Below are 25254 nucleotides of genomic sequence, written 5' to 3'. Positions count from 1 at the left end.
CGTCACAGCGTGCTCTCGGCCACGGTGACGACGTCGCCCGGCAGGATGCGCGCATCGGGCTGCGCCACACCCTTGCTGCCGCCGCGGCGCACGACCGCGCGGTCCGTGTCGGCGCGGAAGGTGTAGCCGCCCGCGATCGACACCGCGGTCATCAACGTCATGCCGGGCACATAGGCGTATTGCCCCGGCTTCTGCACCTGGCCGGTAATGAAGAAGGGGCGATAGCTCTGCACCTGCGCGCTGACGCGCGGCTGGTTGACGAGCTGGCGGCGGCTGATCTCCGCGGCGATCGCGCGCTCGGCCTCGCGCACCGTCTCGCCGCTCACCGCGATTGGCTCGAGCAGCGGCAGTGCGATCGCCCCGGAGTCACTGACGATATAGGTGTTGTTCACCGCGTCGAGCCCGAAGACGCTGACGCGCAGCTCGTCGCCCGGTCCGAGCCGGTAGTCGCTCGCCGCCACTTCGGGCAGCGGCGCCAGCCCGCGATACTCGCTCGCACATCCCGCCAGCGACAGCCCCGCCGCCGCCAGCCCCAGCCACGTCCGCATCCTTCATCCCCCCTCACGCGTCACTCGGTCGATCGTCCGCTCAGGACGCCGCCGTCACTCGATCGTCGTTGGCCCCCGCCGCGGCGCCCGTGCGCCAGCGCGACAGGTCGCGCCCGATCATCGACTCCAGCTGTAGCACATCGTCGCGGTAATAGTCGCGCAGCAGCGCGCGCAGCTCCACCGTCAGCGGCGGGTAGCGCACCGGTCGCGCCATCGTGCCGCGGAGCCGCGCCAGCAGCGGGTTGCTCCGCAGGGGATCGAGCAACGGGCGCATCGGGCGCAGCACGCGACGGACGGGCAGCGGCAGCATCGCCGCCGCGCCGTCGTTACGGCGGCTCGCCACCGCGGCGGGCTCGATGTGCGGGTCCACGCCGATATGCTCGCACACGCGCGCGATCACGCCCTCGGGCTGCTCGATCACGTCCTCGTAGAGGAACACGGCGATCCGATCGCGCGCGTGATGGGCGTGGAAGCGCGCGAGATGCTGGGCGTAGAGGCCGCCGTCGAGAAAGCGCTTGCCGGCCGGGTCTCGCTTCTCGAGGTAGCGGCGCGGGTCGCCGGCGACGCGACCGTGCCGGAAGAGCATGCAATAGTCCGAATAGGCGCGCTCGACGGGATCGCGCAGCTGCACCACCATCGGCACGCCGGGCAGCACCGTCGCGATGCGCGCGGCGGCCTCGGGGTGCGCGAGATAGTCGGCCGATTTCTCACCGATCCGCCGCCCCGCCGGGGCGGGCGCGAACAGCGAGCGATAATGGTCGAGCCCGCGCTCGTAGTCGTCACTGAAGAAATGCGGCTCGGCGTCGGGAAGCCACAGCTCGGGGTGGCAGCGCAGCTGGTGCGAGATCCAGGTCGTCGCGGCCTTGACCGCGCCGATGACCAGGAAGCTGGGCAGACCCTCAACCATGCGTCCGCCCCATCGCCTCGAGCGCGATCGCGCGCAACGTCTCGCCCATGTAGCGGCATTCCTCCTGGTCGAGCGTCGGGTCGACCGGCAGCATCAGGCTGGTCTCGCCGAGCAGCTTCGCCACGGGCAACGGCGTGTCGCGGCCGAGCCCGCGCTCGACGAAGGCGCGCTCGCGATAGATCTCGGGGCAGCTGCCGGTGAGGCAGGGAACGCCGCGCGCGATCGCCTCGGCGACGATCCGCTCGCGCGTCCAGCCCGGCGCGAGCGCCTCGGGCCGGACGAAAGCGTAAAATTTGTAATAAGCATGGCCCACCTCGGCCGGCGGTTCGGCCAGTCGGACGGCGTCGAGCCCGCGGAGCGGATCGAGGATGGCCGCGGCGTTGCGCCGGCGCGTGTCGAGCCACGCCGGCAGCTTGGCCAGCTGAGCGACGCCGATCGCCGCCTGCATCTCGGTGAGGCGATAGTTGCTGCCGACCTCGTGGTGCAGCCAGCGAAAGCCCGTGTTGCCGCCCCCGCCGCCGAGGTCGCGCACGTCCTTGCCATGGTCCTTCATCGACCAGGCACGACGCCACGCCGCCTCCTCGCGCAGCAGCAGCAGCCCGCCCTCACCGCCGGTCGACATGATCTTGTCGGTGCAGAAGGAGAAGGTCGCGGCGTCGCCGAAGCCCCCGACCGCGCGGCCGTCGATCGTCGCGCCGTGTGCCTGGGCGCAGTCCTCGATCAGCAGGAGCCCGTGTGCGCGCGCCAGTTCAACGATCGGTGCCATGTCTGCCGGCCGTCCGCCGAGATGGACGACGATGATCGCCTTGGTGCGCCGCGTGAGCTGCGCCGCAATCGTCTCGGCCGAGAGCGCCTGGGTGTCCGGATCGACGTCGGCGAACACCGGGGTGGCGCCGCGCGTGACGACGCAGCTCGCCGAGGCGACGAAGCTGCGCGCGGGCACGATCACCTCGTCTCCGATGCCGACGTTCAACGCGTGCAGCGCCAGTTCCAGCGCCAGCGTGCCGTTCGCCAGCGCGATCGCGTGCGGCATCGCGCAGAGCGCGGCGAAGCCGTCCTGCAGCAGCGCGTTGTGCGCGCCGTGGTGGAGCGCGTTGACCTTGCCCGAGCGCAGCACCGCCTCGACGGCGGCGATCTCGTCGGCCTCGTAGCGGGGCCAGCGGCTCGCGATCGGCGCGGGGACGGCGTGAAGCAGCGCGGCCGATGCCGCCGCCTGATGAAGCCCGGCGCTCATGCCGCCGCCCCCTCGCGGTTGCCGTGAAGCGAGCGCACGACGGCCCCGGCATGCTCGTCCGCGGGCTTGGCGGCGACGATCCGATCGGGGTCGAGCAGCTCGAACAGCAGCGCGCGCGCCAGGTCCTGATCATGCTCGCCGACCGCCTCGGCCAGCCGCGTGAACTGCGCCTGGAGCGCGGGCAGGGGGACGGGGATCGGCTCGGCCTCGAACACGCCCTCGATCGCGGAGGGCAGCCGCTGCTCGCGCGCGTCGAACAGCTCCTCGTACAGCTTCTCGCCCGGGCGCAGCCCGACGATATGGATCGGCACGTCGCGGTCGGGCACCAGCCCGGCCAGCTTGATCATCCGCCGCGCGATGTCGATGATGCGGATCGGCTCACCCATGTCGAGCACCACGATCCGTCCGCGCTGCACGTTGCGCTCCATCGTGCGCGCGGTGCTGTGCAGCACCAGCTGCACCGCCTCGTGGACGGTCATGAAGAAGCGGGTGATCTCCGGATGCGTGACGGTCAGCGGCGCGCGGCGCGCCAGCTGGCGCTGGAACAGCGGGATCAGCGAGCCACTCGAGCCCAGCACGTTGCCGAACCGCACCGTCATGAAGCGCGGGCTGTCGGGTCGGCCCGAGCCCTGCAGGTCCATCGCCTGGACATACAATTCCCCGAGCCGCTTGGTCGCGCCCATCACGCTGACGGGATTGACGGCCTTGTCGGTCGATACCTGGACGAACGCACGCGCGCCGAAGCGCAGCGCTGCGTCGGCGACGTTGCGCGTGCCGATCACGTTGGTCATGATCCCGGCGCAGACGTTCAGCTCGACCAGCGGCACGTGCTTCAAGGCGGCGGCGTGGAAGACGTAGTCGGGCATATATTGCTCGAACACTGCCATCACGTGCTGGCGCTGGCGGATCGAGCACAGCACCGCGGTGCACGGCACCTGCGGGTAGTTCTCCCGCAGCTCCATCTCGACGAGGTAGAGGTTGTACTCGCCGCAATCGACCAGCACGATGTCGGAGGGCTTCATCGCCGCGATCTGGCGGGTGAGTTCGCGTCCGATCGTGCCGCCGGCGCCTGTGACCAGCACGCGCTTGCCCTCGATCGCGCGCGCCGCGACCGCGGCGTCGAGGTCGGTGGCGGGGCGCTCGAGCAGGTCGGCGAGGTCGATCGACTCGGCGTCGAGCGACTGGCGCACGCTGGCGTCCGGCGTGGCGCTTCGCACCGACAGGTGAAGCGCCTGTGCCGCGTTGACGAGCTGGACGCGGCGTGCGCCTGGCAGCCCACCGCTGCCGTTGCGCCCTTCCGCGATGATCACGACGCTGGGGCGCTCGTCGCGCGCGGTGAGCATATCGACCGCGTGGTCGATCGCGTCGACCATGCCGAGGATCGGCACGCCGCGCAGCCGCAGCGTGGCGTCATGGCTGTCGAGGTCGAGGATACCGACGGGCAGATAGGCGGGGCTCTCCTCCTGCTCGATCTGGCGCAGCAGCACCTCGACGTCCTCCGGCCGGCCGACGAGAAGCGCGCGCTGCTGACTCACGATCGTCGCGGCGCCGCGCGGTGCGGCCGAGGCGGCGCGGGCGCGGCGCGGCAGCTCGCTGGCGACGCGGCGCCACAGCCGCGCCGCCGTCATCGTCGCGGAGAGGACGAACCAATGGATCACCGGCACCGACAGCGGCAGCCAGGTGGCGTGCCCTGAGACCGAGAGTAGCCCGACCGACAGCAGCACCGACAGCGCGGCGGCGCCCATCAGCAGCAGCGCGTCGGGCAGCGAGGCGAGCCGCCAGACGCGGCGGTAGATGCCGGTGGCGTTGAACACCAGGAACCCCACCGCGATGAACACTGGCGCGCTCCAGACCAGGCCTTCCCACATCGAGGCGGGAACCGCGCCGCTCATTCGCAGCAGCAGCGCGATCGCGAGCGACGCGACGATCGCCACCGCGTCGAACAGCTGGTTGGCGGTGCGACGCACGCGCCGCGAGTAACGTTGGTAGTTCAAGATCCGCGGCATAAGCTCCCCCTGCCTGCCCCCAGGCGCCGGACGCGACCGCAGGAGAGTAGACCGTTGCGGCGCAGCATGGTGGGACGCATCCGGCGATGCGCGCCGTCGATTCCGGTGAGAGCCACGCTGCTCCTTCGCTCCCGGCGGCTCTCCGATCGGTCAGCGACGCTGCTCTTCCGGTCCCGCGCGCTCCCTCGAAGGGGTGATGTGCCCAATCGTCACGCCATGGTGCCGCCGGGTGCGGCTAGGATGCGCGGCGTACGGGGGAGTGTGTTGATCGTGGCGGGACGACGTAGCGGGCGGTGCGGCCGGTGAGGGTGCTGCACGTCATCACGGGATTGGATGTCGGCGGCGCGGAGACGATGCTGGCGCGGCTGCTCGAGCACGGGCGCCGCCACCCGCATCTGTGTTCCGAGGTAATGTCGCTGATCGCGCCCGGGCACGGCGGCGCGCGCATCGCGGCTACCGGTACGCCGGTGGCGGATCTTGGCATGTCCGCGGGGATGCCGTCGCCGCGCGCCCTGCTGTCGCTCGCGCGCGCGATCGCGGTGCGGCGCCCCGACGTGATCGTCGCCTGGATGCACCACGCGCAGCTCGCCGCGACGCTCGCCGCCGCGCTGGCGCGGCCGTGGCTGCGCGTGCCGGTGATCTGGAACGTGCGCCACTCGGTCGCCGATCTCGCCGAGGAGAAGCCGCTGACGCGGCTGGTCTTGCGAACGCAGGCGCTGCTGTCGCGCGGTGCGCGCGCGATCGTCTACAACTCGCACGCGGCGGCCGATCAGTACCGTCGCCTCGGCTTCCGCGCGCCGGATCAGCGCGTGATCCCCAACGGCTTCGACATCGTCACACCGGTGACGCGCGCCGCCGCCCGCGCGACGTTGCGCGACCGGCTCGGGGTCGACAGCGGCGACGGTCCGTTGATCGGCATGGTCGCGCGCGCGGCGCCGATGAAGGACGTGCCCAATCTGCTCCGCGCCGTGGCGATGGCTCGCGGGCAGGGGCTCGCCGCGCGGGTGCTGCTGGTGGGCAAGGGGATGGAGGAGCATCCCGCGCTCGCGCCGGCCGCTTTCGGACTGCCCGAGGACATCGTCATCCGTCGCGGTCACCGCGGCGACGTCGCCGACTGGCTCGGCGGACTCGACCTGCTCGCGCTCTCCTCAGCCTGGGGCGAAGGCTTCCCCAACGTAGTGGGAGAGGCGATGCTGGCGGGCGTACCATGCGTCGCCACCGACGTGGGGGACAGCGCCAAGCTGATCGGTGACACCGGCGCGGTGGTGCCGCCGCGCGATGCCGCCGCGCTGGCGGCGGCGCTGGTGCGGCTCGGCACGCTGCCCGCGACGCAGCGCGTGGCGCTCGGCGAGCGCGCGCGCGCGCGCGTCCGCGCCCGTCATGACATCCGCGACGTGGTCGACCGCTACGCCGCGCTCTACCGCGACGCCGCGCGCTCGACGCCGACCGCGCGTGACTGGGCGAGGGCACGCGCATGAGGGTCGTGGTGGTCGCGAGCCTGGCCTACTCGCTGGTCAATTTCCGCGGGCAGCTGCTCGCCGACATGGTCGCGGCCGGCCATGAGGTGATCGCCTGCGCGCCCGATGACGACCCGCAGGTGCGCGCGCGTCTCGCCGACATGGGCGTGGCGCTGCGCCGGGTGCCGATGGCCCGGGTGGGGCTCAACCCGCTCGTGGACCTCGGCACGCTGCGCGCGCTCGTCGCTCTGCTGCGCGCCGAGCGACCCGAGGTGGTGCTCGCCTACACGCAGAAGCCGATCATCTACGCCGGGCTCGCGGCGCGGCTGACGCGCACGCGCTTCTACGCGATGGTGAGTGGTCTCGGCCATGTCTACGGCGAGGACGCCTCGCCGAGGATGCGACTGCTGCGCCGCGGCGTGTCGCTGCTCTACCGCGCGGCGGTGCGCGAGGCGCGCGCGGTCTTCGTGTTCAACCGTGACGATCGCGCCGAGATGCTCCGCCACGCCATCGTCGTGCCGGACGCGCGCGTGATCCAGGTGCCGGGCTCCGGCGTCGACGTCACGCGCTTCGCGGGCACACCCCCGCCGCCCGGGCCGGTGTTCCTGATGATCGCGCGACTGCTGCGCGCCAAGGGCGTCGACGATTTCGTCGCGGCGGCACGCGCGGTGCGCGCGCGCTACCCTCAGGCGCGCTTTCGTCTGCTCGGGCCGACTGACCCCGGTCCTGACGGCGTGACCGCCGGCGAGATCGCGCGCTGGGCCGAGGAGGGCGTGATCGACTATCTCGGCGAGACGCGCGACGTCCGCCCCTTCCTGGCCGAGGCGAGCGTGTTCGTGCTGCCGAGCTGGTACCGCGAGGGGCTGCCCCGCACGATCCTCGAGGCGATGGCGAGCGGGCGAGCGGTGATTACCACCGACCGCCCCGGCTGCCGCGATCCGATCGATCAGGGCGCGAACGGGCTCGTCGTGCCGGCGCGCGATCCGGCCGCGCTGGCCGCCGCGATGGAGCGGTTCTGCGCGGATCCCGCGCTCGCGTCGCGGTTGGGCGCGGTGGCACGCCGCGTCGCCACCGAGCGCTACGCCGTGGAGCGGGTTAACCGGCTGCTGCTCGACACGATGGAGCTGTCAGCAACCCGACCGGACACGGCGGCGGCGGCGGGACCGGCATTCGCGGAAGCCGCGGCGTGACCGCGCGGCGATCGGTGGACATCGTCGTCGCGGCGGTCGGGCTGGTCTTCGTCGCGCCGCTGCTGCTGCTGCTCGCGCTGGTGCAGGCGGCCGTGGCGGGGCGGCCGATCCTGTTCGTGCAGGCGCGCTCGGGGCTGGCACAGCGACCCTTCCCGCTCCGCAAGTTTCGAACGATGAACGACCGGCGCGACGCCGCCGGCGCGCTGCTGCCCGACGACCAGCGGCTGCTGCCGACCGGGCGCTTCCTGCGCGCCACCCGCATGGACGAGCTGCCGCAGCTGTGGAACGTGCTACGCGGCGAGATGAGCCTGATCGGCCCGCGCCCGCTGCTGCCGGTGACGATCGCCGCCGCGGGCGAGCAGGGCGCGGCGCGCGCGCGCGTGCGGCCCGGGCTGACCGGCTGGGCGCAGGTCAACGGCAACACGCGGCTGAGCGAGGCGGAGAAGCTCGCGCTCGACCTGTGGTATATCGAGCATCGCGGGCTGCGGCTCGACCTGGAGATCCTATTCCGCACCCTGCTCGTCGCCGGCGGCGGCGGCGAGCGGCGCAACGCGGACGCCATACGGAGTGCCTATGCGGGCGATCCTCGTCGGCGCGGTTGAGAGCACCCATGTGGCGCTGCGCGCGCTGGCGGCGGCAAGGGACTGGACGCTCGCCGCGCTGGTCACGCTGCCGCCCGAGCTCAGCACGCGCCATTCCGACTTCGTCGACCTGGGCGACGCGGCACGCGCGCTCGGCGCCGAGGTCGTGCATGCCGCCAATTGCAACGAGTCGGCGGTGCTCGACCGGCTGCGCGCGCTGGCGCCCGACGTGATCCTCGTGATCGGCTGGTCGCAGCTGTGCGGCCCCGACTTCCGCGCCGTCGCGCCGATGGGCACGGTCGGCTACCATCCCGCGGCCCTGCCGCGGCTGCGCGGGCGCGGCGTGATCCCCTGGACGATCCTGCTCGACGAGCCGATCACCGCGGGCAGCCTGTTCGTGATCGACCAAGGCACCGACAGCGGTCCCATCCTGGCGCAGCACTTCTTCCACGTCGCGCGCGACGAGACAGCGCAGACGCTCTACGACAAGCACATGGCCGCGCTCGCCACGATGTTGCCGCCGCTGCTGACGCGGCTCGCCGCCGGCGATGCCGCGGGCGCGCCGCAGGACGAGCGCTATGCCACCTATGCCGCGCGCCGCCGTCCCGAGGACGCCGAGATCGACTGGCGCGACGACGCGGCTTCGATCGACCGGCTGATCCGCGCCTGCGGCGAACCCTATCCGGGCGCGCGCACTCGCTCGGCGGGCGGCGAGGTGACCATTCTCGCCGCCGAGCCGCGGCCGGGCCGCGGCCACGACGCCGCGTTCGCGGGGCAGGTGGTGGCGCGCGACGAGGTCACCTTCACGGTGCGCTGCGGCGACGGCGAGCTGCTGCGCGTGACACGCTGGCAGCGCGACCGGCCCGGCCCGCCGCCGCTCCACGTGCGGCTGGGATAACGAGCGTGAGCGAAGGGGGAATGATGCTGGACCGGATCGAGCGCGCGCTGGTGCTCGCGCCTCATCCCGACGACGAGGTGCTCGGCTGCGGCGGCACGATCGCGCGGCTGACCGCGCTGGGGCGTCACGTCGAGGTGGCGGTGGTCACGCGCGGCACCGCGCCGCGCTTCGCCGCCGAGCAGGTAGCGGCGGTGCGGCGCGAGGCGGCGGCCGCGCACGCGCTGCTCGGTGTGGCGACGACGCATTATCTCGATCTGCCCGCGGTCGAGCTCGACCGGGTGGCGCAGGCCGACATCAACGCCGCGGTCCGCGCCGCGCTGGTCGCGTCCCGCGCAGACACGTTGTTCGTCCCATTCGTCGGCGACCTGCACCGCGATCATCAGCTGATCTTCGACGCGGCGATGGTGGCGGCACGGCCGCGCGGCAGCGATTATCCGGCGCGCGTCCTCGCCTATGAGACGGTGTCGGAGACCAACTGGGCCGCGCCCTATCTGGCGCCGTCGTTCCAGCCCAACGTCTTCGTCGACGTCGCCGACACGCTGGAGGCCAAGCTCGACGCCTTCCGCTGCTTCGAGTCGCAGTGCCACGCCTTCCCCGACGAGCGGTCGATCGAGACGCTGCGCGCGCTGGCGATGGTGCGCGGCTCGTGTGTCGGGCGCCACGCCGCCGAGGCGTTCGTGCTCGTCCGCGAGGTCGGGTGATGGCCGATCTCCGCCTCTTGCTAGGCTCGGCTGGGCGCCGGGTCGCGCTGCTGCGCTGCTTCCGCGAGTCGGCCGCGGCGCTGGGCGCGACGCTCGAAGTCCATGCCACCGACCTCGCGCCCGAGTGGAGCGCCGCCTGTGCCTCGGCCGACGCCGCGCATGCCGTGCCCGCGGCGACGACCGAGGCCTATGTCGAGGCGACGCTGGCGATCTGCGCGCGCGAGCGGATCCACCTACTGGTGCCGACGATCGACACCGAGCTTCACGCGCTGGCGCGCGCGCGTGACCGCTTCGAAGCGGTCGGCACGCACGTCGCGGTGGCCGACGCCGAGCTGGTCGCGATGGCGCGCGACAAGCTCGAGACCGCGCGCTTCCTCGATCGCGCCGGCGTGCCCACCCCGACCACCGCGGCGGCAGAGACGGTCGACGCCGGCTGGCGCTGGCCCGCGATCGCCAAGCCGCGCGGGGGCAGCTCCAGCCGCGGCCTGGCGCGGCTCGGCTCTCTCGCCGAGCTGGCGGCGCTGCCGCGACCGGAACCCTATATCGTCCAGCACCTGCTTGAGGGGCAGGAATATACCGTCAACCTCTTCTTCGACGCCGCCGGCACGCTGCGCTGCGCGGTGCCGCACCGCCGCGTCGCGGTGCGTGCGGGCGAGGTCGAGAAGGGCGTGACCGAGCGGCACGAGGCGCTGCTCGAGGTGGCGCGACGGCTTGGCGAGGCGGTGCGCGGACGGGTGCGCGGCGCGTGGTGCTTCCAGGCCTTCGTCGATGCAGACGGCGCCCCCTCAGTATTCGAGATTAACGCGCGGTTCGGCGGCGGCTACCCGCTGGCGCATCGCGCGGGCGCGACCTTTGCGCGCTGGTTGCTCGAGGAGCGGCTCGGTCAAGCGACGAGCGCGGCGGCCGCGTGGGACGCCGGGGTGACCATGCTGCGCTACGACGATGCCGTCTTCCTCTGAGTCGCCCCCACTCGAGCGGGTCGTGGTGTTCGACCTCGACGATACGCTCTACCTCGAGCGCGACTATGTCGTCAGCGGGCTCACCGCGGCGGGTGACTGGGCGCGTGCGCGGCTCGGGCTCGACCGGCTCGGCCCCATGATGCGCGAGCGTTTCGAAACGGGAGCGCGGCAACGGATCTTCGACGACTCGCTCGCGGCGCTCGGTCAGCCCGCCACGCCCGCGCTGGTGGCGCGCCTGCTCGCGGTGTATCGCCAGCACCGCCCGCGGATCGCGCTGGCGCCCGACGCGGCGCGCTACCTTGATCGGCGCAGCGCGGGCACCGCGGTGGCCATTGTGACCGACGGTTTCATCGACGCGCAGCGCCGCAAGCTGCGCGCGCTCGACCTGTTCCGCCGCGGCGTGCGCCAGGCGGTCTGTACCGATCGCTGGGGGCGCGAGGCCTGGAAGCCGAGCCGGCGCGCCTTCGACCATCTCGAGGCAGCCTTCGGCCTGGATAGCGGCCGCTTTACCTATGTCGCCGACAATCCGTCGAAAGACTTCGTCGCGCCGCGCCAGCTGGGGTGGCAAACGGTGCGAATCGTGCGTGCCGGCGGTCTCCACGCCGAAGTGCGAGCGGCCTCCGCTGCGGACGAGGCGGATCGGGTCATCGAGAGCCTCGACTCGCTCGATTGAGCGGCTGCCCCGATCGGACCGCGATCGTGCCAGAGAGGTATATCACGAAGAGATGTTGCCGCTGCTCCGCTGGGCCAGCACGGTTGTGACGGGCGCGTGACGGTTCGCGCGCCGTGGTCCGGAGTGAATGAATGTCGCCGTTCCCCCCCGCGCTGGACGGCGAGACCCGGACCAAGCTGCTGCGGCGTGCGCGCCGTTACGCGCTGCTCGCCGAGCAGGCGCAGGATCCCGAACTGATGCGTGCCTATCGTGACGAGGCCGCCGACTGCCTGCATCGCGCCGAGCCGCCGCGCGCGCGATGACGTCCGGTTAACCGGAGAGACCCGGGTCGCGGTGTGGCGGCGACACCCTCGCCCTCGTCGTCGCTACGCCATCGACCGGCAAGATGGAGGTGCACGATGACAGATCGGGCGCGTGCATCGCGTCGGCTCAGGGACCAGCATGCTGCTCGACCCAGCAGCCTTCACAGAGACCTTCTTCGCCGATGGGCAGCGTGCCGCAGTCGGCGCAATAGCCGGCGGCGACCCGCGCGGCCGCGACTGCCTCCCGCTTGCGCACACAGGCCAATGGCAGGGCGGCGAGCGTCCGCAGCAGCCCTGCAGTCGGGAGGGTCTTTGGCTCAGGCCCTTTCCCGACGTTGTTACGACCATGCGATAGCGGCGCGCCGACGACGCCCCGGATGAGACCCATGACCACGATGATTCTTCCCCCTCTGGCTCAGGTACCAGAAAGGAAAATCACTAAGGATAAGCTATCTAAACCGAGATGGCCCAACTTTGTACAGGCGCTCGGCGAGAAGGGGTGCGGCGCTGCCGCGTCTGATCCATGCCGGCGGGAGAGCGCCACGGATGGTTCCGAAAAGCTCAGGGCCGCAGGGAAGCCTTAGCATCAGCGAGCGGGCGGGTGGCAGCACGGCCCCACCGAATTTAACCTCACCGGTACAACAGGTCCGGTCAAGCGCCGCTCGATCGCGCCGGACACAGTCCACATGGTGGACGATCCGAAATGGTGACCCCTACGGGACTCGAACCCGTGTTTTCGCCGTGAGAGGGCGACGTCCTAGACCGCTAGACGAAGGGGCCGTACGCGGTGTGGAGGCGCGCTGTTAGGAGGCGGTGAACGCGTCGTCAAGCGACTTTCGCGGCGGCGCACCCAAGGTCGCGTGCTTTTCTCGCGCGGTCCTGGGTGCGACATCGATCAGGCCGCCTTGCGACGCTCCGCCATCTCCGCGTTGAGCATCTCCGCGAGGAGGAAGGCCAGCTCAAGGCTCTGCCCGGCATTGAGCCGCGGGTCGCAGTGGGTGTGATAGCGGTCGGCCAGGCTCTGCTCGGTCACGTCGATCGCGCCGCCGGTGCACTCGGTGACGTTCTGCCCCGTCATCTCGGCATGAATGCCGCCCGCGTGCGTGCCCTCGGCGCGGTGGACCGCGAAGAAGCCGCGCACCTCCGCGAGGATGCGGTCGAACGGCCGGGTCTTGTAGCCGCTCGCCGCCTTGACGGTGTTGCCGTGCATCGGATCGCAGCTCCACACCACCGGATGGCCCTCGCGCGTCACCGCGCGCACCAGCCGCGGCAGATGCGCCTCGATCTTGTCATAGCCGTACCGCGTGATCAGCGTCATCCGACCCGGCACGCGGCCTGGGTTGAGCGTGTCGAGCATGCGCAGCAGCGCGTCGGGGTCGAGCGATGGCCCGCACTTGACGCCGATCGGGTTGCCGATGCCGCGCAGGAACTCGACGTGCGCCGAGCCCTCGAAGCGCGTGCGGTCGCCGATCCAGAGGAAATGGGCCGAGGTGTCGTACCAGTCGCCGGTGAGCGAATCCTGCCGCGTCAGCGCCTGCTCGAACGGGAGCAGCAGCGCCTCGTGGCTGGTGTAGAAGGTGGTCTGCGACAGCTGCGGCACCGTGTCGGGGCTGATCCCGCAGGCTTCCATGAAGTCGAGGGCCTCGCCGATGCGATCGGCCGTCTCGGCATATTTCTTCGCCCAGGGGCTGCGACCCATGAAGTCGTGGGTCCAGCGATGCACCTGGTGGAGGTTGGCATAACCGCCCTGTGCGAAGGCGCGCAGCAGGTTGAGCGTCGCGGCCGATTGCGCATAGGCGCGCACCATCCGCTCGGGATCGGGCAGGCGCGACTCGGGCGTGAAGGCGATGTCGTTGACGTTGTCACCGCGGTAGCTCGGCAATTCCACGCCATCGACCACCTCGGTCGGGGTCGAGCGCGGCTTGGCGAATTGGCCCGCCATCCGCCCGACCTTCACCACCGGCAGCTTCGACGCGAAGGTGAGCACCACCGCCATCTGCAGGATGACGCGGAACGTGTCGCGGATGTTGTTGGCGTGGAACTCGGCGAAACTCTCGGCACAGTCGCCGCCTTGGAGCAGGAAGGCCTTGCCCTCCGCCACCTTGGCGAGATCGGCGGTGAGGTTGCGCGCCTCACCCGCGAAGACGAGCGGCGGGAAGGTGGCGAGCCGATGCGTCGCGGCGGCGAGCGCGCCGGTGTCGGGATAGTCAGGCAGCTGGCGCGCCTCGGCCTTGGTCCAGCTGTCGGGGGCCCATGACATGGCCATCGGTAATCTTCCTTCCGTTTCGCCGCGCGCCTTGAACGAAACGTGCGCGACTCGCAACGTTCATCGGTATCGATCCGGCCTCATAGGATACCAGGATAGGCGCCCCCGTCGATCAAGAGGCTCTGCCCCGTGATATAGCCCGCCTTGGCGGAGCAGAGGAAGGCGCAGGCGGCGCCGAACTCCGCGGGATCGCCGTAGCGGTGTGCGGGGATCCGCTCGGCTCCGCGGCGCGCCGCCTCGGCGACGTCGACGCCTTGCTTCTCCGCCGCCGCGGTGTGGACGCTCTCGAGGCGGCGCGTTGCGAACTGGCCGGGCAGGAGGAAGTTGATCGTGACATCGGCGTGCGCCACCTGCCGCGCGACGCCGGCGAGGAAGCCGGTCAGCCCGGCGCGTGCCCCGCTCGACAGGTCGAGCCCGGCGAGCGGCGCCTTCACCGAGGCGGAGGTGATGCAGACGATCCGCCCGAAGCCGCGTTCGACCATGCCGTCGACCACGCGCTGGGTGAGGCGGATCGGCGTGATCATGTTCGCCTCGACCCCGGCGCGCAGCGCGTCGCGGTCGATCACGCGGAAGTCGCGCAGCGGCGGGCCGCCATTGTTGTTGACGAGGATGTCGGGCGCGCCGCCCGCGGCGTCGACCAGCGCGGCCTGGACCTGCTCGTCGGCGACGTCACCGGCGACCGTCTCGACCGCGACGCCGTGCGCGGCACGGATCGCGGCGGCGGCGGCGGCGAGCGCGGCGGCGTCGCGCCCGTTGAGCACCAGCGCGCAGCCCGCGGCGGCGAGCGCCTCGGCGCAGGCGCGGCCGAGCCCCTGGCTTGACGCGCAGACGATGGCGCGACGTCCCTCGATCCCGAGCTTCATGTGCGATTCCTCCTAACGTGGCGGGTGAGGTGCCTTCGCCCCTCCTGCTGCGTCCCGGCGAAGGCCGGGGCCCATTTGGGAAAGCCGTTGTGGGAGCGACCACCGTTCCCCAGCTGGGCCCCGGCCTGCGCGGGGGGCACAGGAAACGGACAAAGACCTATATCGTGATCTTCCAGTCCCATCCCAGCGGATCCCCGTCCATCACCTCGACTCCCGCCGCGGCGAGTTCGTCGCGGATCGAGTCCGAGCGAGCGAAGTCCTTCCCGGCGCGCGCGGCGCGACGCTGCTCCAGGGCGGCGGCGATCTCGGCCTCGTCGATCGTCGCGCTCGCCGGGCGGACGCGCAGCGCCTCGCGCGTCAGTGTCGCCAGCCCGAGACCGAGCAGCCCGTCGACCTCGTCGAGCAGCGCCAGCCGGTCCACCGCCGAGACCCGCTTGTCAGCGAGCAGCGCGTCCACCACCGGTAGCGCGCGCGGCGTGTTGAGGTCGTCGCTCAGCGCGGCGTCGAGCTGGTCGCGATACGCCGTGGGCGCGCCCGTGGAGACGCCGGGCTCGCGCGCGCGCAGCGCCGCGACGGCGTGGACCAGCCGCTTGAGCCGGACCTGCGCCGCTGCCAAATTCTCCCAGGAGAAGTCGAGCTCGCTGCGATAATGCGCCTGGAGGCACATCAGCCGATAGGCGAGCGGGTGGAAGCCGCGCTCGACCAGCCGGTCGAGCGTCATGAACTCGCCGGACGACTTGCTCATCTTGCCGCCGCGGTCGACGACGAAATTGTTGTGCATCCAGATCTGCGCGCCGGTGTCGGCGCAGTCGCAATAGGCCTGGTTCTGCGCGATCTCGTTGGGATGGTGGATCTCGCGATGATCGATCCCGCCGGTGTGGATGTCGAAGGCGGCGCCAAGATAGCGCCGGCTCATCACCGAGCATTCGAGGTGCCAGCCCGGCGCGCCGCGGCCCCACGGCGAGTCCCATTCCATCTGGCGCGTCTCGCCCGCCGGGGTACGGCGCCAGATCGCGAAGTCCTGCGGGTGGCGCTTGCCCGCCACCGCCTCGATGCGCGCGTGCGCGGCATCGTCCTGCCCGCCGGCGAGCCGGCCGTAATCGGGCACCGTGCTGGTGTCGAAGTAGAGCCCGTCGTCGAGCAGGTAGCAGTGACGCTCCGCGATCGCCTCGCCCCAGGCGATCATCTCGGCGACGTGATCCGTCGCGCGCGGCAGATGGGTCGGCGGCACGATATTGAGCTCGGCAAGGTTGCGCTCGAACGCCTCGGTATAATGGCGCGCGATCGCCCAGATGTCGCGCCCGGAGGCACGCGCCGCGGCCTCCATCTTGTCGTCGCCAGCGTCCGCGTCGGAGGTGAGGTGCCCAACGTCCGTGATGTTGATGACATGAGTGAGCGGCCACCCCTTCCACCGGATGACGCGCGCGAGCGTGTCGGTGAAGACATAGGCGCGCAGGTTGCCGATGTGCGCGTAGTGATAGACCGTCGGCCCGCACGAGTAGACGCGCACGTTCGACGGGTCGAGCGGGCGGAAGGTCTCCGGCTCGCGGGTCAGGCTGTTGTACAGGATCAGGGGCGCGCCGGTCATGGCGCGCCTCTTAGCTATCCTGCCTCAGCGCGCCAAGCCGATCACCGCGGTGGCGGCATAGCCGGCGGTCGGCATGCCGGTGAAGGTCGGGGTCATCTGCGTGTTCTGCGCGGTGGTGTTGTCGCCGAAGACATTGTCGCTCGATAGCGCCACGCGCGCGAAGTTGCTCGCGCTCGACGGGTAGGTGGCGGTATCGGCGTAGACGGTCGCGCAGGTCGAGGACGGCAAGGCCAGCTGTGACGTGAGCGCCGCGTAGCGGCCGCCTAGCGCGTTGGCGAGGCTGGAGAAGACCTCGAAGTGGATGTGCGGCCAGCGCCCATCGTAGCAGCCGGGAAAGATTGTGGTGAAGGTCACCTGACCGTTGCTGTCGGTCACCTGCACGCCGCGCAGATAGCTCTCCGCCGCGGCGGTGTAGAGCGAGTAATGCCCCTCGCGATCGCAATGCCACAGGTAGATGGCGTAGCCCGCGAGCGGCGCGCAGGACTGGTTGACGTCGACGAGCGTGAGCGTGAGCGTCACCTGCACCCCCGCGGCGACGGTGCTGGTGCTGAGGAAGCTGGCGCGGATGTCGCTGCGCACGATTCCAGTGGCGGTGAGCACGTTCGAGGTCGATCCGCTCGACGAGTTCTTGCCGTCGGCGGGGTAGGGACCAGCGGTCTCGCTCGCGTTGAGGACGCAGCCTGCGGTCGTGCTGCTGCTGCTCGCCGTCGGGCTGGGGGTCGGCGTGGGCGAGGGAGTCGGCGTCGCGGTGGCCGTGGTCGCGATGTCGGTCTCGGCCTCACCCGAGCCGCTGCCGCAGCCGGCCACGAGCGCGAGTGTGCCCGCGCCCGCAACCCATTTGAGCGCACGGCGGCGCTGCACCAATCGCTCCATGACCTGGAGGTCGTGCGCGAGGCCGAGGTCGTGATCGTGATCGTGATCGTGATCGTCGTAATGCATCGGGGTCCCTTTCGCTGTCGAGCCCCTGGCTGACGCTCCCTCCTCATCGTCATCCCGGACTCGGTCCGGGATCCACCGAGCCGCATGATCCGCGGCCGCAAGGCGCGTCGGGGGCTAGACTCCGGAACAAGTCCGAGGTGACGGAAGGGAGAAAGCGACAAGGGGCGTGTTGCCTGCCCCTCGTGCCGTCCGCGCCGCACGCCATGATGTCGGCGCGCTTCCGCGACGTTGCCGATTGTGTCAGCGCGCCAGCGGCAGTGTCACGGTCGCGACCGCGCCCGCCGCTTCCTCCCGGTTGGCAAGTACGGCGGTGCCGCCATGCCGCGCGGCGATCGAGCGGACGATCGCCAGCCCCAGCCCGGTGCCGCCGGTCGAGCGGTTGCGCGAGGGGTCGCCGCGCACGAACGGCTCGAACAGCCTTTCCGCCTGCGCCGGATCGATGCCGGGGCCGCGGTCGGCGACCGTGACGGTGACGCGCCCGTCCTCGATCCGCCAGGCGAGCGCCGCGGAATCGCCGTAGCGCAGCGCGTTGCCGATCAGATTGGCGAACAGGCGGCGCAGTCCGCTCGGGTCGCCGCTCACCACCGCGCGCGGCCCCGCCGCGACCGTCACCGCGGCGCCGCCGACCGCCATGTCCTCAGCCAGGCTATCGAGTAGGCTCGACAGCTCGACCAGCGTCTCTTCGCGCCGGCCGACGTCGTGGCGCGCGAAGCGGAGCACCTCGGCGATCATCGCGCGCATCTCGTCGATGTCGGCGACGGCGCGGTCGCGCGCGCCGTCGGGCAGCTGCTCCACCCAGAACGCCAGGCGCGACAGCGGCGTGCCGAGGTCGTGCGCGATCGCGGCCAGCATGGCGGTGCGCGACTCGGCGTGGCTGGCGAGCCGCGCGTGCATGGTCGAGACCGCGTGCGCCAGTTCGCGCACCTCGCGCCCGCCCTCCGGCAGCGGCGGCAGCGGCGCGCCGGTGCCGGCGCGGTCGGCCGCGGCGGCGAGCCGGGCGAGCGGGCGCGAGATCGCGCGCGACAGCATCCAAGCCGGGATCGACAGGGCCACGATCGCGACCAGCATGGCGATCAGCGTGTTGAGGTGCCAGCGCGTGAACAGCGGCAGCGCCGGGCTTCGTACCACACGCCAGCCCTGCGGCAGGTGCCAGGCGATGGTGAAGGAGCCGAACAACTCGCGCCCGCCGCCGCGTGGGCTCAGCTCGGTGAAAGCGAGCACGTCGCCCGGTGCGACGTGGAGCAGCACGGCGATGCGCGCCTGGGTCAGCGCGTCGGGCTTCTCGCGCCAGCGTGGGGTCGGCGCGGCGGCAGCCGTGAGCGTCTCCAGCGGCTCGATCCGCCATGCACGAAAGCGACCGCCGGGCGGGCGGAAGCGGAGGAACTCGGGCGGCAGCGGCGGCGGCGGCAGGCCGCGCAGCGCCGCGGTGATCGCCTCGAGCGGGCGCGGCGGCACGCGCGGCGGCGGCCCGCTGAAGGTGACGAAGAACAGGATCGCGGTGGCGGCGACCACCGAGGCGATCACCAGCGCGAAGATCGGCTGGGCGATCGAATGGGCTCGCCGGACCGGGCGCGTCATCGCCGGCGCCTCAGCGCCGCTCGACGTCGCTGGTGAACATATAGCCCTCGTTGCGCACGGTGCGGATCAGCTCGTCGCCCCCTGGCGCGTCGTCGCGGGTGAGCTTGCGCCGCAGGCGGCTGACCTGGACGTCGATCGCGCGGTCGAAATGCTCGGCGTTGAGCCCGCGCGACAGGTCGAGCAGCTGGTCGCGGGTGAGCACGCGGCGCGGGTGCTCGGCAAAGGCGAGCAGCAGGCGGAACTCGCCGTCCGAGAGGTTGATGACGACCTGGTCGGGGTCGAACAGCTGGCGCCCGACCGGATCGAGCCGCCATCCCGCGAAGCGAAGATAGGGCCGCCCCGAGCTCGGCGCCGCGCTGGCCGCGGCCTGATTGCGCCGCAGGACCGAGCGGATCCGCGCCAGCAGCTCGCGCGGGTTGGCGGGCTTGGCGACATAATCGTCGGCGCCCATCTCGAGCCCGACGATACGATCCACCTCCTCGCCGATCACCGACATGATGATCACTGCCGGGCTGGTCGAGCGGTCGAGCGAGCGCAGGATCGAGAGACCGTCCTCACCGGGCATCATCACGTCGAGTACGATCAGCGCGTAGCTCTCCTGCTCGAGCCGCGCGCGCATCTCGACGCCGTCCGCTGCGACGTCGACGACATAGCCGTGGCCGGCGAGGAAGGCGGCGGTGAGCTCGCGGATGCCGGGATCGTCGTCGACGATGAGGATGCGGGTGGCGAGGTCCACGGCGGGGTCCGGGGCGAGAGCGAGCGAGGCGTCGGGCATGGCGACCCGACTGGTGACCACGCGTATCGCGCGGATGACGCCGCTGCAACAAAGCGCGTTCACCCGCTCCCTGTGTCGCGCGTGCAACACTTGCGCGGCGAACCGCGTTGCTCTTGGAGAGCGGGCGAGGAGTAAGGTTTGACCAGGATCGCGGTTGTCCAGACCACCAGCGGGATCGACCCCGCGCGCAACGCGGCGGCGCTGGCCGCGGCGATCGAGGAGGCGGGCGCGAAGGGCGCGGAGATGGTGTTCACGCCCGAGATGTCAGGCGTGCTCGACCGCGATCGCGCGCGTGCGGCGCAGTCGATCGTGCGCGAGGGTGAGGACCAGGTGCTGGTCGCGGTGCGCGAGGCAGCGACGCGCGCGGGGGTGTGGGTGCAACTCGGCTCACTCGCGCTGCGCCGCCACGACGCCCGCTACGCCAACCGCAGCTTCGTCATCGATTCGCAGGGCAACATCCGCGCCCGTTACGACAAGATGCACCTCTTCGACGTCGATCTGCCCAGCGGTGAGAGCTGGCGCGAATCAGCGACCTATGCGGCCGGCGACCGGCCGGTACTGGCGGCGACGCCGCTGGGACGGATGGGCCTGTCGATCTGCTACGACATGCGCTTCCCCGACCTGTACCGCGCCCTGTCGGACAATGGCGCCGCGATCTTGTCGGTGCCCGCCTCGTTCACGCGGCCGACCGGCGAAGCGCACTGGCATGTGCTGCTGCGCGCGCGCGCGATCGAGGCGGCGTGCTATGTCGTCGCCGCGGCGCAGAGCGGGATTCACGAGGACGGGCGCGCCACCTTCGGCCACTCGCTGGTGGTCGATCCCTGGGGCGAGGTGCTGCTCGACATGGGCGAGGCCGCCGGGATCGGCTATGCCGAGATCGATCCCGAGATCCAGCGCGAGGTGCGCGCGCGCGTGCCCGCGCTGCAGCATCGCCGCGTCATCCCCGCGCCGATGGTGATTGGCTGAGTAGCGGCGCTTGCGGGCGCGCACCCATGCTGCTAGAGGCGGCGTGTTCGGCGCGGACCTCGTCCGCTGCCGCTTTAGCCGTTTGATCCGGAGTTTATCGGTTTTATGCAGATCATCGTTCGCGACAACAACGTCGACCAGGCCCTCCGCGCGCTCAAGAAGAAGCTGCAGCGCGAGGGTGTGTATCGCGAGATGAAGCTGCGTCGCCACTATGAGAAGCCGTCGGAGAAGCGCGCGCGCGAGCGCGCCGCGGCGGTTCGTCGTGCGCGCAAGCTGGAGCGCAAGCGCGCCGAGCGCGACGGCGCACGGTAAGCGGCAGCCCCCGCGTTCTCGGGCGCGGGGATCAGTGATGGGCGCTCGTCGTCCGCCCGATGCTGACGTATCTGCCTGCCGTACGTGATCGCCGCCGGTGGCGGCGCAACCGGGGTGTCCTGAACCGATGTCAACCGTCACCGCCGTCCCGCTTCAGCCGGTCAAGCGCGCCTATGTGCTGTGGCTGGTCGCCGGCCTGCTGATCGCGCTCGTCGCCGGCGTCGCGCTGGCGCGCGCGGGCGATACCGGGATCATTACGACCCCCTCGGGGCTGCGCTACAAGGTGCTCAAGGCTGGCGACGCCAAGGGGCCGAGCCCGACCAACGCCGACGTGACGCTGGTGAACTACGAGGGCCGGTTGCTCGACGGCACGGTCTTCGACAAGTCGCAGCAGCCGACGCCGCTGCCGGTCTCGGGCGTGGTGCCGGGCTTCTCCGAGGGGCTCAAGCTGATGCACAAGGGCGGCAAGTATCGCCTGTGGATCAAGCCGGAGCTGGGCTATGGCGAGCGCTCCACGGGACCGATCCCGCCAAACTCGACGCTGGTCTTCGACGTCGAACTGCAGGACTTCATTCCCGAGGCGACGCTGCGTCAGCTGCAGATGCAGCAGCAGATGATGGGCGGCATGCCTGGCGGCGGCATGCCCGGCATGCCGGGCGGGGCACCCGGCGGTCGCTGAGCGCGTCGACGGTCACGAGAAGAGACGGGTAGGGGGCGGCCGAGAGGTCGCCCTTTCTCGTTCGACCTCCGGAGTGGCGCTCGGTCGGTTATGTGGTGGGGCGCTCAGCCCTTTGCCCGGTACAAGCGCGAGATCACGGCCGGCAAGGCTGCGCATCCCGCTGCGCACCGATCATCTTAACCGCCCGCATCGGCGTGATCTCTAGGCGCGCCAGTATGTACCTGATCGCGGCCGAGTCATGGCAGGACGGCGGGGAAGCATGTGGAAAGCAGGCAAAAAAATAGCGGCCCAAAGGCCGCTATCTCTTACTCCCGAGGGAGCTGGGTCAGCTCAGTTGCTGTCCGCGCTGTCGTCCTCGTCAGCGACGACGACGATGCCCGCGACAACCGCAGCGGCCGCCAGGACCGCGACGATGATGCCGCCGCCAGCGACGTCGCTCTTCTTCGCCGAGGCCGAGCCGGCGCGCGCCGACTTGGCGACCGACAGGCTCGCTGCCGGGTTGGCCGGAGCGGCAACCGCCGGAGCAACCGCCATCGTGGCGGCGGCAGCGGCGAGCATGTACTTGGCAAGACGCATGTCAAACTCCCTTTGCATTCCGCCTGTCACTTACCGAGGCGAAGACGAAAAGCAAGGGGGGAGGTGCGCGTTTATGGCGATCCTATGGTATATCCGCCACGCTGGAGATCAGGTTTGCAGTGTCCACGTGTCTGTGCCGTCGAGCCCCAGCGCGCTGAGCTTCCCGCTGGCATAGGCGCCGGTGTCGATGCCGATGCGATTGGGGCGCCGGTCGATGTCGTCGGTGATGGTGTGGCCGTGGACGATCATCTTGGGATGCGGGCGGCGGTAGTCGAGGAAACTGCCGCGGATCCAGCGCAGGTCGGCGGGCACCTGCTCCTCGATCGGGACCTCGGGCCGGATCCCGGCGTGGACGAAGGCGTAATCGCCGGAGATCACGAGATCCTCGAAGGAGTCGAGGAAGTCGCGATGCGCCGCCGGCACCAGGTCGGGCAGCCGCTCCATCAATTCGTCATAGTCGAGCGCGTCGTAATCCTCCCGCGACAGGCCGTAGCTCATCAGCGTCTCGCGGCCGCCGACGCGGCAGAAAAGTCGCAACGCCTCGCGATCACCGCCCAGCGCGAGCAGGAACACTTCCTCGTGGTTGCCCTTGAGGAAACGCGTGGCCGGGCGCTCCCGCGCGAGCTCGAGCAGCCGTGCTACCACCCCGGCGGAATCAGGTCCGCGGTCGACCAGATCGCCGAGGAAGATCAGCGACGTCTCGGCCGGACCCTGGGCGGCGTCATCGGCGTCGATCAGCGCCAGCAGCCGTTCCAGCTCGTCGCGGCAGCCGTGAACGTCGCCGATGGCATACAGCCGCTCTCCGGACGCAGCGGAGAAACTCGCGGCCGGGGCCGGGCGGGGGGAACGAAGAAATTTGGACAGCATGGTCGCGGGCAGCCGGCACGGGATGCGGAAGCGCGTCGCCATAAGCGCGGCGCCGGCACGGAGCAACCGCGCTTGAGCGTCCCATAGGGCCCGGATTTGGTGCAGCGCAACACGAATCGGCTCGCGGCGTCGTTACACGCGCGCTAACGGTTTGCCGCGAACCAAGGCGGCCGGTAAACAGCCGGCGCCATCAGGAGGACCGAATGACCATCAAGCCCGTGCGTAAGGCCATCTTCCCCGTCGCCGGACTGGGGACGCGCTTCCTCCCCGCGACCAAGGCGATGCCGAAGGAGATGCTGACGGTCGTCGACAAGCCGCTGATCCAATATGCCGTCGAGGAAGCGCTCGAGGCCGGCATCGAGCAGCTGATCTTCGTCACCGGGCGCGGCAAGGGCGCGCTGGAGGACCATTTCGACGTCTCGTTCGAGCTCGAGACGACGATGCGCGCCCGCGGCAAGAGCCTCGCGGTGATCGAGACGATCCGCCAGCAGCCGGGTTCGCCGGTTTATGTTCGCCAGCAGGAGCCGCTCGGGCTCGGCCACGCGGTGTGGTGCGCGCGCGAGATCGTCGGCGACGAGCCGTTCGCGGTGCTGCTCCCGGACGAGCTGATGGTGGGCTCGCCCAACTTCCTCAAGCAGATGGTCGACGCCTATCAGCAGGTCGGCGGCAACGTCATCGGCGCGCTCGAGGTCGCCCCGGAGGAGACCAACAAATACGGCATCATCTCGCCGGGCCAGCGCGACGGCGCGCTGACCGAGGTGAGCGCGCTGGTCGAGAAGCCGGCCGCGGGCTCGGCCCCGTCCAACCTGATGATCCCGGGCCGCTACATCCTCCAGCCCGAGGTCATGCAGATCCTCGACGCCAAGGAGACGGGCGCCGGCGGCGAGATTCAGCTGACCGACGCCATGGCCAAGCTGATCGGCCGCCAGCCGTTCCACGGCTTCACCTTCAACGGCGAGCGCTTCGACTGCGGCGACAAGACCGGCTTCATCATGGCGAACCTCGCGCTGGCGCTCGCCCGCGACGACATCGGCCCGGCGGTGCGCGCCTTCGCGCAGCAGCGTTTGGGGTAACTAATGCTTCGGCGGTGAAGCGCGGTACAGCGGCGGGCTCATGTTCGCTGCACCGCGCTTCACCGTCACGGACGTCGCTCGCTCAGCCGGCGCCCGCTCCACAGGAGGGGCAGCCCGGGTCCTTGGGCAGTGACAAGGTGCGGAAGCGCAGGGCGAGCAGGTCGATCAGCACCAGCTTGCCGGCGCTGTCGTCGCCGAACGGCGCCAGCTGGCGGATCACCTCGAGCGCGGCGAGGCTGCCCACGACCCCGGTCACCGGTCCCAGCACGCCTTCCTCGGCGCAGGTGAGACCGTCGCGCTGCGGCGCACCGCCGACGAAGCAGCGATAGCAGGGCCGGTCGGGCTCCCAGCCGCGGAACACGCCGATCTGTCCCTCGAACCGGCCGACCGCGGCGGAGATCAAGGGAACGCGCAGCGCCAGCGCCGCGTCGGCGACGGCGAGCCGCGTGTCGAAATTGTCGCTTCCGTCGATCACCGCGTCGGCACCGTCGAGCAGCGTCGCGGCGTTGGCGATGTCGATGCGCGACACCAGCGGCCGCACGGCCACGTGCGGGTTGAGCCGCGCCACCGCCGCCGCGGCCGCCTCGGCTTTGGCCTGGCCCAGATCGGCGGTGGTGTAGAGCGTCTGGCGCTGGAGGTTGCTGGCGTCGACGCGGTCGTCGTCGATCACGTCGAGTCCCCCCACGCCCGCGGCGCCGAGATAGTGGAGCACCGGCGAGCCGATCCCGCCGGCGCCGATGACGACCACGCGCGCGCGCCGCAGCCGCAGCTGCCCGGCGCCGCCGACCTCGGGCAACACGATATGGCGCGCGTAACGCGCGAGTTCGTCGGCGCTGAGCATCACGGCCACTCGAAGGTGATCGAACTGCGGTACCAACCGGCGGCGGGCACCTCGGCGACGTTGCCGCGCATCGCGCGCAGCGTCAGCCCGGAGGCATATTGCTCCACCGTCGGGCAGTCGATCGCGCGCGGCACGATTCGGCGAACCTGGCCCTCGGCACCCAGGAAGACGACGAGATCGACCGTGATCCGCCTGGTGTCAGGCGTCGCGCAGCGCCCCGCGCGCACCTCGTCGCGGACAAAAGCGGTGACCTGCTCGCCCGGCTCCCAGCGGCGCAGCAGCGGCACCTGCTGGAGCGCACTCCAGTCGGTCGGCGGCGCGAGCGGAGAGCCCTGGAGCAGCAGCGCGAGCGCGACGATCACCGGTCGGTCATTTCACAGTGCGGCGGAGCCACGATCGTGAGTCCGCTCGGCCGGACGAGGTCGCGAGCGCGGCGCTGGCACGAGTCGCCATCGATCATCGACAAGTCCGTCCG

Annotated in this window: 27 protein-coding genes and 1 tRNA gene; 12 read left to right on the top strand and 16 right to left on the bottom strand. The window is 71.0% G+C overall.

What is annotated here, in order from left to right; genetic code table 11:
* Window positions 1-2 precede the first annotated feature (2 nt).
* Genes FHY02_RS06205 through FHY02_RS06190 form a run of 4 tightly spaced genes read right to left on the bottom strand, consistent with a single transcriptional unit; the run spans window position 3 to window position 4695 of the window.
* Window positions 3-548, bottom strand: a complete 546-nt coding sequence (locus tag FHY02_RS06205) for a polysaccharide biosynthesis/export family protein (RefSeq protein WP_183920946.1) — start codon at window positions 546-548, stop codon at window positions 3-5.
* Between the two features lie 40 nt (window positions 549-588).
* Window positions 589-1455, bottom strand: coding sequence for a sulfotransferase (locus tag FHY02_RS06200; protein ID WP_183920945.1), 867 nt, complete (start codon window positions 1453-1455; stop codon window positions 589-591).
* Window positions 1448-2689: a DegT/DnrJ/EryC1/StrS aminotransferase family protein gene (locus FHY02_RS06195; RefSeq protein ID WP_183920944.1), complete on the bottom strand. Its 1242-nt coding sequence runs from the start codon at window positions 2687-2689 to the stop codon at window positions 1448-1450. Before FHY02_RS06195 ends, FHY02_RS06200 begins: the two co-directional genes overlap by 8 nt.
* Window positions 2686-4695, bottom strand: a complete 2010-nt coding sequence (locus tag FHY02_RS06190; protein ID WP_183920943.1) for a nucleoside-diphosphate sugar epimerase/dehydratase — start codon at window positions 4693-4695, stop codon at window positions 2686-2688. The genes FHY02_RS06195 and FHY02_RS06190 overlap by 4 nt, the downstream gene beginning before the upstream one ends.
* 302 nt (window positions 4696-4997) lie before the next feature.
* On the opposite strand from FHY02_RS06190, the gene FHY02_RS06185 reads away from it, so the two are divergent.
* The 8 genes from FHY02_RS06185 (at window position 4998) to FHY02_RS06150 (ending at window position 11456) form a co-directional block, all read left to right on the top strand.
* Window positions 4998-6173 (top strand): glycosyltransferase, encoded by a 1176-nt coding sequence (locus FHY02_RS06185; protein ID WP_183920942.1) that lies wholly within the window; start codon window positions 4998-5000, stop codon window positions 6171-6173.
* Entirely contained in the window at window positions 6170-7342 is a 1173-nt protein-coding gene (locus FHY02_RS06180) for a glycosyltransferase family 4 protein (RefSeq protein ID WP_183920941.1), read from the top strand. Before FHY02_RS06185 ends, FHY02_RS06180 begins: the two co-directional genes overlap by 4 nt.
* Window positions 7339-7944 (top strand): sugar transferase, encoded by a 606-nt coding sequence (locus FHY02_RS06175; RefSeq protein ID WP_183920940.1) that lies wholly within the window; start codon window positions 7339-7341, stop codon window positions 7942-7944. The genes FHY02_RS06180 and FHY02_RS06175 overlap by 4 nt, the downstream gene beginning before the upstream one ends.
* A complete protein-coding gene (locus FHY02_RS06170) occupies window positions 7916-8821 on the top strand; it encodes a methionyl-tRNA formyltransferase (protein ID WP_221198474.1) in 906 nt (301 codons plus the stop codon). Before FHY02_RS06175 ends, FHY02_RS06170 begins: the two co-directional genes overlap by 29 nt.
* A 5-nt stretch (window positions 8822-8826) precedes the next feature.
* Window positions 8827-9522, top strand: coding sequence for a PIG-L deacetylase family protein (locus FHY02_RS06165; protein WP_311731783.1), 696 nt, complete (start codon window positions 8827-8829; stop codon window positions 9520-9522).
* A gap of 17 nt (window positions 9523-9539) precedes the next feature.
* Window positions 9540-10481 (top strand): ATP-grasp domain-containing protein, encoded by a 942-nt coding sequence (locus FHY02_RS06160; RefSeq protein WP_260172647.1) that lies wholly within the window; start codon window positions 9540-9542, stop codon window positions 10479-10481.
* On the top strand, window positions 10465-11154 hold the full coding sequence (locus FHY02_RS06155) for an HAD family hydrolase (RefSeq protein WP_183920937.1): 690 nt from the start codon (window positions 10465-10467) through the stop codon (window positions 11152-11154). The genes FHY02_RS06160 and FHY02_RS06155 overlap by 17 nt, the downstream gene beginning before the upstream one ends.
* A 131-nt stretch (window positions 11155-11285) precedes the next feature.
* A complete protein-coding gene (locus FHY02_RS06150) occupies window positions 11286-11456 on the top strand; it encodes a hypothetical protein (RefSeq protein WP_183920936.1) in 171 nt (56 codons plus the stop codon).
* A gap of 127 nt (window positions 11457-11583) precedes the next feature.
* Here the strand turns inward: FHY02_RS06150 and FHY02_RS06145 are convergent, their stop codons facing one another.
* From FHY02_RS06145 to FHY02_RS06110, 8 genes are all read right to left on the bottom strand, one after another.
* On the bottom strand, window positions 11584-11850 hold the full coding sequence (locus tag FHY02_RS06145; protein ID WP_183920935.1) for a hypothetical protein: 267 nt from the start codon (window positions 11848-11850) through the stop codon (window positions 11584-11586).
* A 310-nt stretch (window positions 11851-12160) separates the two neighbouring features.
* Window positions 12161-12236, bottom strand: a tRNA-Glu gene (locus tag FHY02_RS06140).
* Between the two features lie 115 nt (window positions 12237-12351).
* On the bottom strand, window positions 12352-13722 hold the full coding sequence (locus tag FHY02_RS06135) for a class II 3-deoxy-7-phosphoheptulonate synthase (protein ID WP_183920934.1): 1371 nt from the start codon (window positions 13720-13722) through the stop codon (window positions 12352-12354).
* A gap of 80 nt (window positions 13723-13802) precedes the next feature.
* Window positions 13803-14585 carry an SDR family oxidoreductase gene (locus FHY02_RS06130; RefSeq protein WP_183920933.1) on the bottom strand — a complete coding sequence of 261 codons (783 nt, stop codon included), beginning with the start codon at window positions 14583-14585 and terminating at the stop codon, window positions 13803-13805.
* 157 nt (window positions 14586-14742) lie between these two features.
* Entirely contained in the window at window positions 14743-16173 is a 1431-nt protein-coding gene (cysS, locus tag FHY02_RS06125) for a cysteine--tRNA ligase (protein ID WP_183920932.1), read from the bottom strand.
* Between the two features lie 24 nt (window positions 16174-16197).
* Window positions 16198-17112, bottom strand: coding sequence for an intradiol ring-cleavage dioxygenase (locus FHY02_RS06120; RefSeq protein ID WP_183920931.1), 915 nt, complete (start codon window positions 17110-17112; stop codon window positions 16198-16200).
* A 240-nt stretch (window positions 17113-17352) separates the two neighbouring features.
* A complete protein-coding gene (locus tag FHY02_RS06115; protein WP_183920930.1) occupies window positions 17353-18690 on the bottom strand; it encodes a cell wall metabolism sensor histidine kinase WalK in 1338 nt (445 codons plus the stop codon).
* 10 nt (window positions 18691-18700) lie between these two features.
* Complete coding sequence (locus FHY02_RS06110) at window positions 18701-19465, bottom strand: response regulator (RefSeq protein ID WP_183921476.1); 765 nt, start codon at window positions 19463-19465, stop codon at window positions 18701-18703.
* Window positions 19466-19603: 138 nt separating this feature from the next.
* Here FHY02_RS06110 and FHY02_RS06105 point away from each other — a divergent pair, with 138 nt between their 5' ends.
* The 3 genes from FHY02_RS06105 to FHY02_RS06095 all read left to right on the top strand — a co-directional run bounded on the left by FHY02_RS06105 (window position 19604) and on the right by FHY02_RS06095 (window position 21422).
* Window positions 19604-20431 carry a carbon-nitrogen hydrolase family protein gene (locus FHY02_RS06105; RefSeq protein ID WP_183920929.1) on the top strand — a complete coding sequence of 276 codons (828 nt, stop codon included), beginning with the start codon at window positions 19604-19606 and terminating at the stop codon, window positions 20429-20431.
* 105 nt (window positions 20432-20536) lie between these two features.
* Window positions 20537-20743 carry a 30S ribosomal protein S21 gene (rpsU, locus tag FHY02_RS06100; protein ID WP_007404630.1) on the top strand — a complete coding sequence of 69 codons (207 nt, stop codon included), beginning with the start codon at window positions 20537-20539 and terminating at the stop codon, window positions 20741-20743.
* A 127-nt stretch (window positions 20744-20870) separates the two neighbouring features.
* Window positions 20871-21422 (top strand): FKBP-type peptidyl-prolyl cis-trans isomerase, encoded by a 552-nt coding sequence (locus tag FHY02_RS06095; RefSeq protein ID WP_183920928.1) that lies wholly within the window; start codon window positions 20871-20873, stop codon window positions 21420-21422.
* Window positions 21423-21752: 330 nt separating this feature from the next.
* Here FHY02_RS06095 and FHY02_RS06090 read toward each other — a convergent pair whose 3' ends face one another.
* Both FHY02_RS06090 and FHY02_RS06085 read right to left on the bottom strand, forming a co-directional pair.
* Window positions 21753-21998, bottom strand: a complete 246-nt coding sequence (locus tag FHY02_RS06090; protein ID WP_183920927.1) for a hypothetical protein — start codon at window positions 21996-21998, stop codon at window positions 21753-21755.
* 108 nt (window positions 21999-22106) lie between these two features.
* Complete coding sequence (locus FHY02_RS06085) at window positions 22107-22907, bottom strand: metallophosphoesterase family protein (protein ID WP_260158728.1); 801 nt, start codon at window positions 22905-22907, stop codon at window positions 22107-22109.
* 161 nt (window positions 22908-23068) lie between these two features.
* Here FHY02_RS06085 and galU point away from each other — a divergent pair, with 161 nt between their 5' ends.
* A complete protein-coding gene (gene galU, locus FHY02_RS06080) occupies window positions 23069-23938 on the top strand; it encodes a UTP--glucose-1-phosphate uridylyltransferase GalU (protein ID WP_183920926.1) in 870 nt (289 codons plus the stop codon).
* Between the two features lie 82 nt (window positions 23939-24020).
* On the opposite strand, the gene FHY02_RS06075 is transcribed toward galU, so the two are convergent.
* Window positions 24021-24782, bottom strand: coding sequence for a molybdopterin-synthase adenylyltransferase MoeB (locus FHY02_RS06075; protein ID WP_183921473.1), 762 nt, complete (start codon window positions 24780-24782; stop codon window positions 24021-24023).
* Entirely contained in the window at window positions 24779-25141 is a 363-nt protein-coding gene (locus FHY02_RS06070) for a hypothetical protein (protein ID WP_311731782.1), read from the bottom strand. Before FHY02_RS06070 ends, FHY02_RS06075 begins: the two co-directional genes overlap by 4 nt.
* Window positions 25142-25254 lie beyond the last annotated feature (113 nt).

This window comes from Sphingomonas sp. BK069 (genome assembly GCF_014193405.1).
Taxonomy (GTDB): Bacteria; Pseudomonadota; Alphaproteobacteria; order Sphingomonadales; family Sphingomonadaceae; genus Sphingomonas.
The sequence above is the reverse complement of the archived record's forward strand: the minus strand, read 5'-3'. Positions and strand labels throughout refer to the sequence as shown.

Coding starts and splice junctions, on each gene's coding strand:
- FHY02_RS06085 (WP_260158728.1), bottom strand. CDS start 22,907: ATGGCGACGCGCTTCCGCATCCCGTGCCGGCTGCCCGCGACCATGCTG.
- FHY02_RS06195 (WP_183920944.1), bottom strand. CDS start 2,689: ATGAGCGCCGGGCTTCATCAGGCGGCGGCATCGGCCGCGCTGCTTCAC.
- FHY02_RS06200 (WP_183920945.1), bottom strand. CDS start 1,455: ATGGTTGAGGGTCTGCCCAGCTTCCTGGTCATCGGCGCGGTCAAGGCC.
- FHY02_RS06150 (WP_183920936.1), top strand. CDS start 11,286: ATGTCGCCGTTCCCCCCCGCGCTGGACGGCGAGACCCGGACCAAGCTG.
- FHY02_RS06120 (WP_183920931.1), bottom strand. CDS start 17,112: ATGCATTACGACGATCACGATCACGATCACGATCACGACCTCGGCCTC.
- FHY02_RS06190 (WP_183920943.1), bottom strand. CDS start 4,695: ATGCCGCGGATCTTGAACTACCAACGTTACTCGCGGCGCGTGCGTCGC.
- FHY02_RS06205 (WP_183920946.1), bottom strand. CDS start 548: ATGCGGACGTGGCTGGGGCTGGCGGCGGCGGGGCTGTCGCTGGCGGGA.
- FHY02_RS06170 (WP_221198474.1), top strand. CDS start 7,916: ATGCGGGCGATCCTCGTCGGCGCGGTTGAGAGCACCCATGTGGCGCTG.
- cysS (WP_183920932.1), bottom strand. CDS start 16,173: ATGACCGGCGCGCCCCTGATCCTGTACAACAGCCTGACCCGCGAGCCG.
- FHY02_RS06155 (WP_183920937.1), top strand. CDS start 10,465: ATGCCGTCTTCCTCTGAGTCGCCCCCACTCGAGCGGGTCGTGGTGTTC.
- FHY02_RS06115 (WP_183920930.1), bottom strand. CDS start 18,690: ATGACGCGCCCGGTCCGGCGAGCCCATTCGATCGCCCAGCCGATCTTC.
- FHY02_RS06180 (WP_183920941.1), top strand. CDS start 6,170: ATGAGGGTCGTGGTGGTCGCGAGCCTGGCCTACTCGCTGGTCAATTTC.
- FHY02_RS06135 (WP_183920934.1), bottom strand. CDS start 13,722: ATGGCCATGTCATGGGCCCCCGACAGCTGGACCAAGGCCGAGGCGCGC.
- FHY02_RS06130 (WP_183920933.1), bottom strand. CDS start 14,585: ATGAAGCTCGGGATCGAGGGACGTCGCGCCATCGTCTGCGCGTCAAGC.
- galU (WP_183920926.1), top strand. CDS start 23,069: ATGACCATCAAGCCCGTGCGTAAGGCCATCTTCCCCGTCGCCGGACTG.
- FHY02_RS06090 (WP_183920927.1), bottom strand. CDS start 21,998: ATGCGTCTTGCCAAGTACATGCTCGCCGCTGCCGCCGCCACGATGGCG.
- FHY02_RS06110 (WP_183921476.1), bottom strand. CDS start 19,465: ATGCCCGACGCCTCGCTCGCTCTCGCCCCGGACCCCGCCGTGGACCTC.
- rpsU (WP_007404630.1), top strand. CDS start 20,537: ATGCAGATCATCGTTCGCGACAACAACGTCGACCAGGCCCTCCGCGCG.
- FHY02_RS06095 (WP_183920928.1), top strand. CDS start 20,871: ATGTCAACCGTCACCGCCGTCCCGCTTCAGCCGGTCAAGCGCGCCTAT.